Annotated in this window: 17 protein-coding genes; 11 read left to right on the top strand and 6 right to left on the bottom strand. The window is 69.5% G+C overall.

From position 1 onward, the window contains the following. Nucleotide 1 precedes the first annotated feature (1 nt). Nucleotides 2-259 (bottom strand): hypothetical protein, encoded by a 258-nt coding sequence (locus VYJ16_RS09965; RefSeq protein WP_336350152.1) that lies wholly within the window; start codon nucleotides 257-259, stop codon nucleotides 2-4. 92 nt (nucleotides 260-351) lie between these two features. Here VYJ16_RS09965 and VYJ16_RS09960 point away from each other — a divergent pair, with 92 nt between their 5' ends. Further along, on the top strand, nucleotides 352-1,548 hold the full coding sequence (locus tag VYJ16_RS09960; protein ID WP_336350151.1) for a hypothetical protein: 1,197 nt from the start codon (nucleotides 352-354) through the stop codon (nucleotides 1,546-1,548). Between the two features lie 13 nt (nucleotides 1,549-1,561). Here the strand turns inward: VYJ16_RS09960 and VYJ16_RS09955 are convergent, their stop codons facing one another. The 3 genes from VYJ16_RS09955 to VYJ16_RS09945 all read right to left on the bottom strand — a co-directional run bounded on the left by VYJ16_RS09955 (nucleotide 1,562) and on the right by VYJ16_RS09945 (nucleotide 6,276). Further along, nucleotides 1,562-2,845 (bottom strand): lactate racemase domain-containing protein, encoded by a 1,284-nt coding sequence (locus tag VYJ16_RS09955; RefSeq protein ID WP_336350150.1) that lies wholly within the window; start codon nucleotides 2,843-2,845, stop codon nucleotides 1,562-1,564. A 45-nt stretch (nucleotides 2,846-2,890) separates the two neighbouring features. After that, the gene (locus tag VYJ16_RS09950; RefSeq protein WP_336350149.1) at nucleotides 2,891-3,412 is read right to left on the bottom strand and encodes a DUF6789 family protein; all 522 of its coding nucleotides are present in this window, start codon (nucleotides 3,410-3,412) and stop codon (nucleotides 2,891-2,893) included. 161 nt (nucleotides 3,413-3,573) lie between these two features. Further along, complete coding sequence (locus tag VYJ16_RS09945; protein WP_379762525.1) at nucleotides 3,574-6,276, bottom strand: AAA domain-containing protein; 2,703 nt, start codon at nucleotides 6,274-6,276, stop codon at nucleotides 3,574-3,576. A gap of 119 nt (nucleotides 6,277-6,395) precedes the next feature. Here VYJ16_RS09945 and VYJ16_RS09940 point away from each other — a divergent pair, with 119 nt between their 5' ends. The 5 genes from VYJ16_RS09940 to VYJ16_RS09920 all read left to right on the top strand — a co-directional run bounded on the left by VYJ16_RS09940 (nucleotide 6,396) and on the right by VYJ16_RS09920 (nucleotide 8,652). Next, a complete protein-coding gene (locus VYJ16_RS09940; protein ID WP_336350147.1) occupies nucleotides 6,396-6,920 on the top strand; it encodes a hypothetical protein in 525 nt (174 codons plus the stop codon). A gap of 117 nt (nucleotides 6,921-7,037) precedes the next feature. Beyond that, complete coding sequence (locus VYJ16_RS09935) at nucleotides 7,038-7,223, top strand: glycine zipper domain-containing protein (RefSeq protein ID WP_336350146.1); 186 nt, start codon at nucleotides 7,038-7,040, stop codon at nucleotides 7,221-7,223. An 83-nt stretch (nucleotides 7,224-7,306) separates the two neighbouring features. Next, the gene (locus tag VYJ16_RS09930; protein WP_336350145.1) at nucleotides 7,307-7,861 is read left to right on the top strand and encodes a hypothetical protein; all 555 of its coding nucleotides are present in this window, start codon (nucleotides 7,307-7,309) and stop codon (nucleotides 7,859-7,861) included. Nucleotides 7,862-7,951: 90 nt separating this feature from the next. After that, nucleotides 7,952-8,386: a hypothetical protein gene (locus tag VYJ16_RS09925; protein WP_336350144.1), complete on the top strand. Its 435-nt coding sequence runs from the start codon at nucleotides 7,952-7,954 to the stop codon at nucleotides 8,384-8,386. Next, nucleotides 8,386-8,652 (top strand): hypothetical protein, encoded by a 267-nt coding sequence (locus VYJ16_RS09920; RefSeq protein WP_336350143.1) that lies wholly within the window; start codon nucleotides 8,386-8,388, stop codon nucleotides 8,650-8,652. The genes VYJ16_RS09925 and VYJ16_RS09920 overlap by 1 nt, the downstream gene beginning before the upstream one ends. Nucleotides 8,653-8,700: 48 nt before the next feature. Here the strand turns inward: VYJ16_RS09920 and VYJ16_RS09915 are convergent, their stop codons facing one another. Both VYJ16_RS09915 and VYJ16_RS09910 read right to left on the bottom strand, forming a co-directional pair. Beyond that, nucleotides 8,701-9,660, bottom strand: a complete 960-nt coding sequence (locus tag VYJ16_RS09915) for a zinc-dependent metalloprotease (protein ID WP_336350142.1) — start codon at nucleotides 9,658-9,660, stop codon at nucleotides 8,701-8,703. Nucleotides 9,661-9,721: 61 nt separating this feature from the next. After that, complete coding sequence (locus tag VYJ16_RS09910; protein WP_336350141.1) at nucleotides 9,722-10,066, bottom strand: hypothetical protein; 345 nt, start codon at nucleotides 10,064-10,066, stop codon at nucleotides 9,722-9,724. Nucleotides 10,067-10,243: 177 nt separating this feature from the next. On the opposite strand from VYJ16_RS09910, the gene VYJ16_RS09905 reads away from it, so the two are divergent. From VYJ16_RS09905 to VYJ16_RS09885, 5 genes are all read left to right on the top strand, one after another. Then, nucleotides 10,244-11,308 (top strand): M20/M25/M40 family metallo-hydrolase, encoded by a 1,065-nt coding sequence (locus VYJ16_RS09905; RefSeq protein WP_336350140.1) that lies wholly within the window; start codon nucleotides 10,244-10,246, stop codon nucleotides 11,306-11,308. Nucleotides 11,309-11,390: 82 nt separating this feature from the next. Next, nucleotides 11,391-11,585: an LSM domain-containing protein gene (locus VYJ16_RS09900; RefSeq protein WP_336350139.1), complete on the top strand. Its 195-nt coding sequence runs from the start codon at nucleotides 11,391-11,393 to the stop codon at nucleotides 11,583-11,585. Then, nucleotides 11,582-11,755 (top strand): 50S ribosomal protein L37e, encoded by a 174-nt coding sequence (locus VYJ16_RS09895; protein WP_227131278.1) that lies wholly within the window; start codon nucleotides 11,582-11,584, stop codon nucleotides 11,753-11,755. The genes VYJ16_RS09900 and VYJ16_RS09895 overlap by 4 nt, the downstream gene beginning before the upstream one ends. A 303-nt stretch (nucleotides 11,756-12,058) precedes the next feature. Continuing rightward, complete coding sequence (purF, locus tag VYJ16_RS09890) at nucleotides 12,059-13,540, top strand: amidophosphoribosyltransferase (RefSeq protein WP_336350138.1); 1,482 nt, start codon at nucleotides 12,059-12,061, stop codon at nucleotides 13,538-13,540. A gap of 81 nt (nucleotides 13,541-13,621) precedes the next feature. Beyond that, nucleotides 13,622-14,155 carry a GNAT family N-acetyltransferase gene (locus VYJ16_RS09885; protein WP_336350137.1) on the top strand — a complete coding sequence of 178 codons (534 nt, stop codon included), beginning with the start codon at nucleotides 13,622-13,624 and terminating at the stop codon, nucleotides 14,153-14,155. The last annotated feature ends 57 nt before the right edge of the window (nucleotides 14,156-14,212 follow it).

The following is a 14,212-nucleotide window of genomic DNA, read 5'->3' as shown; positions in this document are numbered from 1 at the left end:
CTCAGGGCTCGTACTTGGAGCGTCGCTCGCCGAAAGCGCGCTCCTTCAGGTCCCTGCATTCGACGACGAGGTCCGTCCCGTACAATCCGACGAGGGAGATGCTCCCGAGTGCGAGCATGAGGAGTCCGATGCCGAACGCGTACGTTCCGGCGGACGACCCCTCGACGAGACCGAGCCAGACGAAGATGAGGCCGCCGAAGGTCCACGCCAGTGCCGACCCGAGCGAGTGCCACGGTGGTTTCGTGCGGGAGTACGCCATGGGAATCGTGTCAACTCTGGCACGTTAAAGTGTTTCGCCGATGCGCGCTCGGCGGCCCAAGACACTTGTCGCCGGCGAGACGGGCGTCTCGCATGCGACAGCTCTCGCGTCGCCGAGCCCTCCACGCCGCCGGGGCGGTCGCGTCGACGTCGGCACTCGCCGGCTGTACGAACGGCGTCCTCGACTGGGGGGCGGTCGACCCGCCGTCGTTCGCGGCTCGCGTCGTGACCGACGACTGGCTGCAGGCGGCCGGTGTGACGCCGGACCTGGAGCTCCAGCACGCGCGCTACGTGGACCTCGCGTCGCTCAGCGAGCACGTCGACCGGTTCCCGACCCTCCGAGAATGGGTGTCGTCGGTCCCGCTGCTCGACCCGTCGGTCGTCCGCGACGTCGTCGTGACCGTCAGAGCCGACCGGTACGCAGTCGCGCGCCTCCGCGACGAGGGCGCGGCACTGCGAGCCGACGACGTCTGGGAGACGTTCGAGCCGATGGACGCGAACGGGTATCGGAGCCGCGTTCGCGGCGACGACGTCCTCCAGGTGGTCGCCGACGACGTCCTGTTGTCGATGCACGCGAGCGGTGTCGGGGAGTCGACCGTCAGGGAGTCACGCGACCGACTGGAGCGCCGAGCCGTCCGACTGCTCTCGGAGCGCCCGTCGGCGATGGCGACCGAGACGACGGCCGCCGAGCGCATCGCCCTGGTCGCCGAGTTGAGCAACGACCCGACGGTGGCGCGGTTCTCGACGCGGTTCGCGTACCTCCCAGAGGTGGTCGGGAGCGCGGAGGCGTTCGCGGTCGGCGAGCGGACGACGGACCTTCGGGCCATCGCGCTGTTCCCGTCGTCGCCGGACCCGGACGCGTTCCTCCGGACCTGTCGGGAGCGTGCGGCGTTCCAGACGTACGAGGACCTGGAGACCGGTCGGCACGGCGATGCAGCCATCGTCACGGGGTCGACGCCGACGAAGCGCCTCGACTTCCTCGCGTACGGGTGGCCGGCGCCGCGCGCTTCGTTCGACTTCTCGTACGACGAGGGGACGCGGGCGTTGACGACCGTCCACGACGGCGGCGAGTCGTTCCCGGCGGCGCGCGTTCGCCTCCTCGCGGAGGTCGAGGGGGACGACGTGGCGCTCGACGCGCAGTTCGCCGACGCGTACGAGACGGTGACCGCGGGCGACGCCGTGACGGCGACGGTGCCCGCGGACGCGACCGTCGTGGAGGTTCGCTGGCAGGAGGACGAGACGGTCAGGAACCCGACCAACTGGGAGGTGCTCGACACGTACGTCCCGTAGCGTGCCCTGCGCTTCAGCGGTCGCGGACGAGGAGCGTGTTCAGCGCGTCGGGGACGACGAGCACGTCGCTCTCCGATTCGAGTGCGTCCTCGACGCTGTCGGCGGCGTGCATGAGGCAGTCGTCGACGACGTCGGGGTGCTGGCTATTCGTGACGTGGACGGCGTGGTCGCGGAGGACGCGCGCGACGACGAACGCGCGCTGCGCGCCCGGCTCGTAGCCCGCCCTCATCTCGCGGTAGAGCGCGTCCGCGTCGGTGGCGTTCGAGAGCCAGTCGAAGAACCGCTGCTCGCCGGTGCCGTCGCCAGCGCCCTCCGGGAGTTCGGCTGGGACGACGATGCGGCCGCGTCCGGCGTCGGAACCGCGGTCGTTCTCGTCGTCGGCCGCGTCTGTCCTGGGGTCGGCGAGCGGGTTGCGGTCGCCGAGCGCGACGTACGTCGCCGCCCTGCTGGCCTGGTAGAGGTTCGCGTCCTTCGGGGCACCGACGCCCGCGACCACGGCGTCGTACGATTCGTCGTCCGGGATGGGCACGGAGAGCGCGTCGCGTGCGGTCGCGGCGAGGTCGCGGACGACCGCGCGTGGGTCGCCGGCGGCGACGCCGAGGACGCCCTGTGGACCTTTCGTGACGTTCACGCAGAAGTCCGGGCCGGCGAGGTCGCCAGCGCTGTCGAGGAACTCGCGGAAGGGATTGCCGTCGACGCGCCCGAGGCGGACGCCGTCGCGGCCGAGGAGGTCGGGGCCGTGCGTGTACCCGATCTGTGAGTCGCTGCCGGCGCCGACGACGACCGTCTTCGCGCCCCCGGAGAACCCGGCGTACTGGTGGGGTTCGACGACCCCGGTCGCGGCGACGAGGTCCGCGTCGGCGACCGTGCGGTTCAGTTCGATGGGGACGCCGTCGACCTCGCCGACCGCGACGACGTTCTCGGGGTCGTGGTTGGTTGCGAGGTCGGCGTGCTCGCCGAGCATCTCGTCGAGTTCGGCGTCGGTCATCGGGCGGTGGAGGCCGAGGCCGACGACGACCGTCACCTGGTCGCGTGCGACGCCGGTAGCGTCCAGTTCCGCGAGCAGGCCGTCGAGGAGGACGTCGGTGGGGACGGCGCGCGTGCCGTCGGTGACGACGGTAGCGACGTCGTCGTCGGCGCTCGCGCGGTCGCGGAGTCGCGGCCCGTGCGGGTCGGCGAGCGCGTTCTGGGTCGCGGCCGGGACGTCCACGGCGTCCGCACCCGGGGCGCGCGCGACGGTCGCGTCGACGGCGTCGAACGATACCGAGACGGTGCCGTCGCCGAGTGGCAGGTCCATGCGGTCACGGTCGCGGCGAGCGGAGAAAAGCGCGGCGGGCCCGGGTCAGACCGCGAGTTCGGGCGCTTCGTACTGGCCGGTGAGGCGCGCGGAGACGAACCCGAGCACCCAGCCGTACGCGAGGTGGGTGACGATGGAGAACACGACGAAGACGAGGAGGTCGAACCCGGCGTACCGCGTGTAGAACGCGGTGATGAACCCCGTCCAGAGGACGGCGGCGAACACGATGCCCTGCTGGGGGCGGGTGGCACCGGGGAGGTACGCGCCGAGGGTGACGAACAGGAGCGGCCACGCGAACATGCCGGCGCCGAAGAACAGCGCGAGCCCGACCGCGGGCGCGTCCCCGACGCCGGCGAGCTCCGCGAGCGTCCCGAACACGTCGATGCCGGGCGTGAGGGTGGCGTTCACGATGAAGAGCACGCCAGTCATGAGCATCGTGCCGACGATGCCGCCGGCGATGCCACCGGCCGCGCGCTCGAGTTCGTTCGCTTCGGGCGTCGAGAACGCGTCCTCCGCGGCGCCGTCCTCGATCGCCGGCTCCTCGTGTGTCGCGTTATCACTTGCCATAGTAGTGGTTTCTCGCGACACGGTGATAAAAGGACCGCACAGATTCGGGATGCGTCCCGAAAATAAGGAGCGACTGGGCCGCGGGGTCCCGTTTCCGACCACCCGTACCCGACGTCTCGAGTCCCGACGAGCCGGACGACCCCGTCGCGGGCGTCGAGCGGTCAGTCTGGTCCCGCCCAGTCGACCATCCGACCGTACACCGGGTCCGTGCGGAGCGCGTCCGCGTCACCGACGAGGACGAGCGCGCGCTTCGCTCGCGTCAACGCCACGTTCACGCGCCGGTAGTCCTCGAATATCGGCGATTCCAGGTCACCGGAGGCGACGAACGAGACCACGATGACCTCCTTCGAGGAGCCCTGGAAGCGGTCGACGGTGTCCACCGTCACGGATTCGGGGACGCGTCGCGTTATCTCCGCGACCTGCGCCCTGAACGGCGCGATGACGCCCACGTCCCCGGGGGCCACGCCCGCCGCGAGGTACGACGAGACGACGTCGGCGACGCGGTCCGCCTCGACCGCGTCCGTGTTCCGGCCCCCGTCACCCGGGACGTCGAGGAACGTCACGCCGTCACGGAGTTCCTCGGGGAGGTCGTCGAGGTCGACGAGCTGGCGGGGATGCTGGCCGGCGATCTCGCCCGTCGCCGGCCGGAGTTCGCCGTCGTAGAACTCCGCGGACGCGAACGCCTGGATGCGTTGACTCATCCGGTACTGCTTGTCGAGCATCACGCCCGCGTCCGGGTAGCGTTCCACGAGCCGCTGGAACAGCGACTCCTGGAGTTCGTTCTCCGCTCGGACGACGGGCGGGAGCTGTTGGTGGTCGCCGACGAGCACGAACCGCTCCGCGAGGTTCACCGCCGCGAGTGCGTCCGGCTCCGTGAGCTGGCCGGCCTCGTCGACGAGCGCCGCGTCGAAGGACTGCTCGCGCATCACCCGGGAGCCGCAGGTCGCGGTCGTCGCCGCGACGACCTGCGCGTCCTGGAGGCGCGCCGCGCACTCGTCGGGGTCGCCGCGCGTCTCGAGGCGGTAGTCGAGCATGTCGTCGCGGATACCGGACTCGGTGCCAACGCGCACGAAGTCGGTGAACCCCTGTTCTTCGAGCGCTTCGAGCGCGTTGTCGACCGCGCGGTTCGTGAACGCCGACAGCAAGACGCGCTCGCCGCGGGCGACCATCGCCCGCACCGCCTGCCCGATGGTGTACGTCTTCCCCGTTCCGGGCGGCCCATGGACGAGGGCGACGTCCTCCGCCGTGACGGCCTTCCGCACCGCCTCGTCCTGCGCCGCGTTGTTGTCCACGAACGTCTCCGGCTCGGCCTCGGTCATCGACTCGCCGCTCTCGCCGGGGTCGCGCTCGGGGTCGAGCGCCCGCTCGGCGTCGAACTCGGGCTCCCTGCGACCGAACAGGACGTCCTTCCGGTCGGGGTCGCCCTTCAAGAGCGCGTCGTGGAGCGCGACCTGCATCCGCGCGACCGACAGCTCGCTCGGATAGACGTCGAGTCGACACACCTCGACGGGCTCGGCGGCGGAGACGACGACCTCGTCGTCGTCGAGTCGCTCGATGTACGCGAGTTCGGCGTCGCCCTGGACGGGGTCGCCGTCGCTCGCGAGCACGAGGTCGTCCTCGCGGAGCTTCGACACCGCCGGCGAGGTGCGGCGCGCGCGCAGTTCCCAGCGGCCGTCGGCGCGCTCGCGTTTGCGCTCGAACGCGAGGTCGACGAGCGCGCGGTCGTCGTCCGCGCGCTCGGCTGGCGTCTGCTCCCAGAGCTTCGCGTACTCCTTGTGCGTCTCCACGCGCTCCTCCTCGATGGCCCTGTAGGTCTCCTCGTAGTATTCGAGTTCGTCCTCGGGGAGTTTGCGCCCGATCTGCCCCGCCTTCGACTCCTGGTCGAGCCGACCCGCGACGACTCGGCACGTGTCCTGTTCGAAGCAGTACTCGCACACCGCGTCGGCCTCGTAGCCCGTCGGCACCGAGACGTCGTACTCGAACGCCGCGATCGCGTTCCTGGCTCGGACGACGTACTTCATGAGGCCGTCGCCGACCGAGAACTCCTTCGCCGGCGAGAAGTCCCCGGAGAACTCCGACCGGTCGAGCGCCGCGTTCTTCGTGTACAGCAGCGTCGCCGTATCCACCTCCACGCCGCGCTCGCGGAGGAGGAGCGCGTACGACGCGGCCTGTATCTTGTCCTCGAACCGCGGGTCGCGCTTCAGGTTCTTCCCCGTCTTCAGTTCGACCGGCATCCCGTTCCGGACCGCGTCCGCGCGCCCCTTGATGCCGAACGTCTCCGATATCAAGGTCATCTCCGAGCGCCACTCGTCGTCGCCCGAGAGCTTCCCCTGCGAGAGCCACGCGTCGATGGCGCGCGCGTTCTCCGCGACCTCCTCGCGGACCTCGTCGGCGTCCATCCCGAGCAGCCCGAGGTCGAGCCCGGCCTCCTCGACGCGGTCGTCGACGGCGTCGTCGAAGTCCACGCCACGGAGGAGGTCGCCGAACACCTCGTGCACGATCGTCCCCTTGATGACCGGGTACTTCAGGGGCGCACTCGAGAGCTTGTTCAGGTAGTACATCCGCGGGCACTGCACGTACTCGCGGACGTCGGTCACGTCCACGAGGAACTGCGGCTCCAGGACGACGTACGAGTCGCCAGTGGTCGAGTACTGCGTCTCCCCCTGGTACTCGCGCTCCTCGGGGTTCGTCACCCGCACGCGCATCCCGGGCTCGGCCACTTCGGTCGTCTCCGTCCACTTCCCCCAGCACGTCACCTGCTCCTCGCCCGTCGCGGTCTCCACCGTCAGCTCCGCGAGGTCGGACTTGCCGTACTGCGTCGACACCTCCTTGGCGTCGCCGACCGCCGTGATGGTCCCCTCGATCGCGTCGCGGTCCGCGTCAGTCACACTCGAACGCGACGCGAGCGACCCGGTTAGGGATGTCGGTTCCACGGATGTGCGCGGGAGAAGACACTTGTACTGGGGGGGTGAATCCGCAGGGTATGCAACGGCGCGCCCTCCTCGCCACGCTCGCTGCGACGACCACCGCGACCGCCGGGTGCGTCGGCACGCTCGATTCCGCCCAACCGACCGACACCGAGTCATCTACCCCAGCGTCGACCAGCGCGGACACCACGACGGCAACCTGTACCGTCGACGATTCGCTCGGTCTGGTCGACGTCGAAGTCCCCGGGGACCCGACCGAGGCTGCGGCCCGCGACCTCGCCGAGTTCGTCGAGGAGGCGTACGCGCGCGACCGCGCCGAGGCCGACGGCTGGAACGTTCAAGGCGTCGACTACGCGACCGCAGAATCCCAGCCGGCAGACGACGGCGCGTACGCGTCCGTCGAGGTGAGTCTCGACGCGAGCGAGTCCGCCGAACGCGCCGGTGACTCGGAGACGACCGTCCTCGCCGACCTCTACTACGCCGCGTGGTACCACGTCACCGCGACGCGCGTCGAACGCTCGGCCGCCGACGGCGGCGAGGACCCCCCGGACTACGGGTGGGCGACCATCGCGTGCGCGTGACGCGAGTGACCTCGCCGACGGACCTCGCACCGGCGGAGGGGAATCGTCCTGCCACGACGGCCGCGTCTCTCGTCCGTCCGACGATTTACGTCAGCGCGGCGTGAACCTGCCTTGTAGATGAGTGACCAGGTGGAAGACGACGAGGAACTTGACCCACGCGGATTCGCCGTCGGTATCGCTCTCGGTGCAGGGGTCGGGACGGCCATCGGCGTGGCGATGGACGACATCGCGCTCGGACTGGCTATCGGGATGGGGATGGGTATCGCCATCGGGGCCGCGCTGGCACGGGAAGGACTGGACTGAATGGACCCGCGACCGACAGCACCGCCGGTTCCGGAACCGGCCGGACCGACACAATCTTGCCGCCGCGAGCACTACGGCGGCGTATGCGGGTTCGCGACTGGGATGACATCGTCGAGGACGTGGTTGAGTCGAACGTGGACCCGGACGGCTGGCGTGCGGTCGCCGGTGACCGCGCGAACGGCCTCGGGGAGGACCTCTACCTCGGGCATCCCGACAGCGGGATGTACCAGTTGAAGACGTACGCGAAGAACCCCTTCGAGGTGAAGGGCGTCGGGTCGCAGGTCGCCCGGAACCTCGACGACGAGATCGGCGAGTTCCTCCCGACGGAGGGCTCGGGTCGGTTCGCCGTCCAGGGACACAGCGAGGACATCGACGAGGACGAAGCGAAGGAGAAGGCGACCGAGTTGGAGGAGGTCGTGAAAGCGCACGCGGACGCGCCGACGACCCCCGGCGACTTCTTCGACGACGTCATGGAGACGCTCGATTCGCCGGCGTTCGGCCCGATGGAGTACGACCAGTACGACCGCCCGGACGGCCTTGACGAGCTCGCGTCGACGTTCGAGGAAGCCGAAGACGTCCTCAACAAGGAGCTCGACGAGCTCGTGGAGACCGACGAGGTCGACAAGGGCTTCATGTAGGGGTCGGCCGGGGCTCGCGCCCGGGACGCGGTCGCCTCGTGGCCTCCCGGAAGCGAGGGTTTGATACCGATACCAGTCCTGGAGTCGGCTATGAGCGCCGAGGACGCTGTTCTGGACTACTACGAGGCGTTGCGTCGCGGCGAACCGCTCTACCCGTACTTCCGCGAGTCCCCCGACACGTGGAAGGCCGCTATCTCGACGACGTACGACGGGTACGACGCGGTCGCGGAGGCGTTACGCGAGCAGACGCGGACGACGACGGACTGGACGGTGGGAAGCGATGGGCCGTCGGTCGTCGAGCGCGAGGACTGGGCGTCGTTCCACGACGACGTCTCGCTCGCGTGGACGCGAACGCCGGCGGACGACGACCGGGCGGCCGCCCGGAACGACGGCGGGGCGGCGACCCGGGACGAAGACGCGGCGGCCCGCCACGAGTTCGAGACGCGCTGGAGCGGGACGCTCGTCGAGCACGACGACGAGTGGCTGTTCCTGGAACTGCACGTGAGCGCCCCGACCGCAGTCTGATGGTTGGGCCATCGCTCACGGAGTCCGACCGCGTCGCCGGCATGAGTCGCCTCCAGGCGTTCGTCGTCCTGCTCGTCGGCGGGTCGGGCGCACTCGTCGCACTCTACGCGGACGCCGGCGCACTCGTCGTCGCCGGGGGCGCGCTCGGCGGGGGCGCACTCGGCCTCGCGCTCTGGTACTACATGGTCTGGGCGTACCGCGACGGCTCCTCCCGGAACGACCGCGGGAGCGACGACGGCTACGAGAAACGCGACCGATTCAACTGACCGCGACCGCTTCCACTTACTGCGACCGCTTCGACGACGTGCCTTCGCTCAGAGCCCGAGTCGCGAGAGCCACGCGTCCGGGTCGTCGATCTCGTCGTCGGTCGGCAGGTTCTCGGGACCGTCCCAGACGCGGCCGGCGGCGTCGAGACCGCGTGCGTCCGTGACGTGCTCGAAGAACGCCTTCCCGCGCTCGTACTGCTGGCGTTTCAGGCCGAGGCCGAGCAGCCGGCGCGCGAGTTGCGCGAGCGGCCCGCGGCCGCCGCGGCGTTCGTCGACCTTCCGGCGGAGATCCGCGTACTCGTCGTCGAACGCGTGATCCATCAGGAGCTCCGCGTACCCCTCGACGACGGTCATCGCGGCGTTCATCTCCTGGAACTCCTGCGAGGAGATGCCGCCCGCGGAGAGGTCCTGGAGGCCGGACTCGACGCGGTCCTCGAGGTACCCCGAGAGCCACGGGGCGGCGCCGAACTCCGCGGCGTGCGTGACCTCGTGGAACGCGATCCAGCGGCGGAATCGCGGCGTGTCGACGTCGAGGCTGTCGGCGACGCGCTCGATGTTCGGGTGCACGAAGTACAGCGCGTGGTCGGGGTCGTCGTCGCCCGCGAGCAGGAGCGGGTCGTACTGGCCGAGGACGTTCTTCGCGAGGAACGTCAGCATCACCGCCATCGTCCCCGTGTTGACGGTGCGGGCGACGCCGGGGAACGCCGTCATCCCCTCGGCCTCGAGCGGTGCGAGGACGCGCCGGAACGTGTCGACGTTCGCGTCCACCCAGTGGTGGCGGTGCTGTATCTCGATGGTGTCTGGGACGTCGAAGTCGATGCTCGCGACCCTCCGCACGCGGTCGCGGGCGTCGCGGACGTCGGTCGCGTACCCCGTTCGCTGTGCGTCGGTGAGCGCGACGTCGCCGGGGTCGGTCGCTGCCTTCGCCGCGTCGGCGACGGCCGTCCAGTCGATAGCGCCCTCGCCGGACGCGGACGCGACCGCCTGAACGCTCCGAAACAGGTTCATGCCGAAGCCGTAAGGCGTGGAGACGTAAACGCTTTCAGTCTCTCGGGGATGGCGTGCTCGCTCAGTCCTCGACCGCGTCGACGTCGTCGAGGTCGACCATCTCGACGTCGTCAACGTCGTCGTCCCCGCCCATGAGGACGCGCGCCGCGACGGCGAGCAGGACGAGCGCGAGCACGCCGAGGATGGCGCCCTTCACCGGTGCCTTGCTCCCGCCCTCCGCGTCTTCGGCCTCGGGGTCGACGTCGACCGCGGGCGTCGCAGCTGCGTCGGTGGCGTCGTCGTCGGGCACCGAAGTGCCGCCGTCGGTCGCCTCGACGTCCGGGCTCGGGTCCGCGCCGAACGTCGGGCCGAGTTTCAGGTCACCGTCGAAGTGGAGCTCGAAGATGGTGAACTTCTTGTCTGCCATGGGCTATACTTCGCGGAGTCGTCACTTATCGGTTCCGACGTGCTCATGCCTCGGGGTCGACGTGCTGGTTGCAAGTTGAGAGGTCGGTGCGGAATCTGGGTGCGGGCGACGAGCGGTGCCGGCAAGCCGGCCCGCGGATTCCCGAGTCTTAAGTCCCCGCCCACGAACCCGTCTGGCATGGATAGCGAACGCTGGGAGTTCCTCACGGAACTGCTGGAGACGCCGAGTCCGTCGGGGTACGAGACGCGCGGCCAGCGCGTGTGGGTGGAGTACGCGAAGCAGTACGCCGACGACGTGCGAACGGACGCGTACGGGAACGCCATCGCGGCGTACAACGAGGACGCCGACGGCCCGACGATAGCGTTCGCCGGGCACGGCGACGAGATCGGGTTCATCGTCCGTCGCATCGACGACGACGGGTTCGTGCACCTCGGTCGCATCGGCGGGAGCGACCGCACGGTCTCGAAGGGCCAGCACGTCACGGTTCACGGGAGCGACGGGGTCGTCCCGGGCGTGGTCGGGCAGGTCGCCATCCACCTCCGCGACCCGTCGAAGGACGAGTACGACGAGATATCGGAGCAGGTCGTCGACGTCGGTGCCGAGGACCGCGAGGAGGCGGCGGAACTCGTCGAGGTCGGCGACCCGATCACGTTCTCGTCGACCGTCGAGGACCTCGTCGGGGACAAGGTCGCGGCGCGCGGGATGGACAACCGCGTCGGGACGTACACCGCCATCGAGGGACTTCGTCGTGCGGCCGAAGCGGACGTCGACGTCACCGTGTACGCCGTCAGTACCGTGCAGGAGGAACTCGGGAAGAAGGGTGCGATGATGGTGACCGACCGCCTGGACGTCGACGCGGCGCTCGTCGTGGACGTCACGCACGCGGGCGACTACCCGAAGTCGCCGACGGAGAAGACGGGCGACGTCGCGCTCGGCGACGGCCCCGTGGTCGGCCGCGGCAGCGCGAACCACCCGGTGGTCTCCCAGCTCGCGCGGAAGGCCGCCGCGGACGCCGACATCGACGTCCAGCTGCAGGCCGCCGGGAGCTTCACCGGGACGGACACCGACGAGTTCTACGTCTCCAGCGGCGGCGTGCCGTCGCTGAACGTGAGCGTCCCGAACCGGTACATGCACACGCCCGTCGAGGTCGTGGACACGACCGACGTGGAGGGCGTCGCGGACCTGCTCGCGGCGTTCGCGGCGACCGTCGAGGACCGCGAGAGCTTCGCGGTCGACGTCTGACCGCGCCCGACCACGGTGAGTGCAGGCCTCTTGACGGCGCCGACCCGGTACGTTTAAGGAACCGCTACGACCCCGATGGTGTATGGACGACGACAGTGGACGGCCCCTCGACGTGCTCGACGCTTCCGTCGGGAAGACGGTCTCGGTGCGACTGAAGGACGGCGAGACGTACGAGGGCACCCTGACGGGGTACGACCAGCACATGAACCTGGTCATCGAGTCGGACGACAACACAACGATTATCCGTGGCGACAACGTCGTCTCGATAACTCCATGACTGGCGCAGGAACCCCCTCTCAAGGCAAGAAGAACACGAAGACGCACACGAAGTGCCGCCGCTGCGGCGAGAAGTCCTACCACACCAAGAAGAAGGAGTGCTCGTCGTGTGGGTTCGGGAAGTCCGCGAAGCGACGGGACTACGAGTGGCAGTCGAAGGCTGGCGAATAACGACGACCCTTCTCGACCGGGTTTCCGGTCTCTCGACCGTTCAGTTCTCGTAGCGATAGCGCCCGCGACCGTTCACGTCTCGTGGCGACGGAACTCCCGACTCCGGGAGCCGGTCTCGCTGCCGTTCGAGCGTCAACGTCCGTCGAGTGGCGACGCCGTGACCTGGGGGTGCTCCGGTGGCGTGCGACGGACGCATCCAGCGACCAACCGGAATACGCACGACCGTGCATACTTCTCGGTGGTGGGGAGCGGTTTAGACCACAATCACGTCCTTTTTTGGTGGGTGACGCCCGACTGTCTCTCATGACAGACGGGCGGGGAGCCACCCCCGATTCCGACGGGCCGACCGAGAAGTGCGGCGTCGTGGGCGTCGCGCTCGACGACCGGGCGGCCGCACGACCGCTCTACTACTCGCTGTACGCGCTCCAGCATCGCGGCCAAGAGTCCGCGGGCATCGTCACGCACGACGGGTTCCAGCAGCACGACCACGTCGAGATGGGGCTCGTCGGGGACGCGTTCACCCAGGACGACGTCGAGTCGCTCACGGGCGCGGCCGGCATCGGGCACGTCCGGTATCCGACCGCGGGGAGCGTCGACAAGTCCTGCGCGCAGCCGTTCACCGTGTCGTTCAAGAGCGGATCGCTCGCCCTGTCGCACAACGGGAACCTCGTGAACGCCGACGAGATTCGGGACGAACTCGCCGGGCTCGGGCACGCGTTCACGAGCGACGGCGACACCGAGGTCATCGCGCACGACCTCGCGCGGAACCTCCTCGAGGAGGACCTCGTGCGCGCCGTCAAGCGCACGATGGGACGCATCCACGGGTCGTACTCGCTGACCATCATGCACGACGACACCGTCCTCGGCGTCCGCGACCCCGAAGGGAACCGACCGCTGTGCATCGGCGAACTCGACGACGGCTACATCCTCGCGTCCGAGTCGGCGGCCATCGACACGCTCGACGGCGAACTCGTCCGCGACGTCCAACCCGGCGAGCTCGTGGTGCTCCACGAGGACGGGAGCGACTTCGACTCCTACCAGCTCGTCGACCAGGAAAACAGCGCGCACTGCTTCTTCGAGCACGTGTACTTCGCGCGCCCCGACAGCGTCATCGACGACTCCCTCGTGTACGAGGTCCGCCGGCAGCTCGGCCGGAACCTCTGGCACGAGTCCGGTATCGAGACCGACGTCGTGATGCCGGTACCCGACTCGGGGCGTGCGTTCGCGTCGGGGTACGCGGAGGCGGCGAGCGAGGACGGCGCCGAGACGGAGTTCGCGGAGGGCCTGATGAAGAACCGGTACGTCGGCCGGACGTTCATCATGCCGACGCAGGACGAGCGCGAGCGCGCCGTCCGCCTGAAGCTCAACCCCATCAAGTCGACGGTGGAGGGGAAGACCGTCACCATCATCGACGACTCCATCGTCCGCGGGACGACGTCCACGCAGCTCGTGGAGCTCCTGAAGGACTGCGGCGCGGAGGAGGTCCACATGCGCATCGGCGCACCACCGATCGTCGCGCCGTGCTACATGGGCATCGACATGGCGACGCGCGACGAGCTCATCGCCGCCGGCCAGAGCACGGAGGACATCCGCGAGGCAATCGAAGCGGATTCACTGTCCTATCTCTCCATCGACGCGGTCTGTGACGCGCTCGACGCCTCCCGCGCCGACCTCTGCCTGGGGTGCGTCACCGGCGAGTACCCCTACGACATCGAGGGCGAGACCACGGACCGCGACGTCGCCCGTCCCGTCATCGAGGGCGCGGACGCACCGGCCGACGACTGACCGGCGCGCCCGCAGAGTCGCTGTCGGCCGGTGCTCGGCGGCGTCGTGCTAGATTATCTCCTCGGTCGACGTACTCCTCGCATGAGTTCACCGGTCTTCCTCCGGGGTGACGTCGTCGAACTGCGGACGCTCGACGAGGACGCGCTCGAGTTCCTCCACGAGGGCGTGAACGACCCCGGGGTCTGGGTGTCACTCGGCGTCCACGGACCCGTCCACGAACCGGAGAGCGAGGAGTGGTACGAGGAGGTGACGTCGGGCGAGGACGTCCTCCAGTTCCTCGTCGCCGGCGACGGGCGACCGGTCGGGTCGGTCACGGCATTCGAGGTGAACCGCTCGAACGGCCACGCGACGCTCGGGTGCTGGATCGCGAGCGACGAGCAGGGGAACGGCTACGGGCCGGACGCGACCCGGACCTTGATGCGGTACCTGTTCGACCACCAGCGGTTGCACACGCTCCAGGCGACCGCGTTCGCGTTCAACGACGCGTCCCGGCGGACGCTCGAACGCGTCGGATTCCGCGAGGTCGGCTGTCTCCCGGAGTGGGTGTTCGTCGACGGCGAATACCACGACACGCTCGTGTACGCGGTCACCGTCGGCGACTGGCGAGCGCACTGAGCGTCACCGTCGGCGACTGGCGAGCGCGCCGACTCGTCGGGTGAGGCGTGCTAGCGC

It is taken from the genome of Halorubellus litoreus, assembly GCF_037081675.1.
GTDB classification, from domain to species: domain Archaea; phylum Halobacteriota; class Halobacteria; order Halobacteriales; family Natrialbaceae; genus Halorubellus; species Halorubellus litoreus.
Note: the sequence above shows the minus strand (reverse complement) of the source record. Positions and strands in the feature narration are given on the sequence as shown.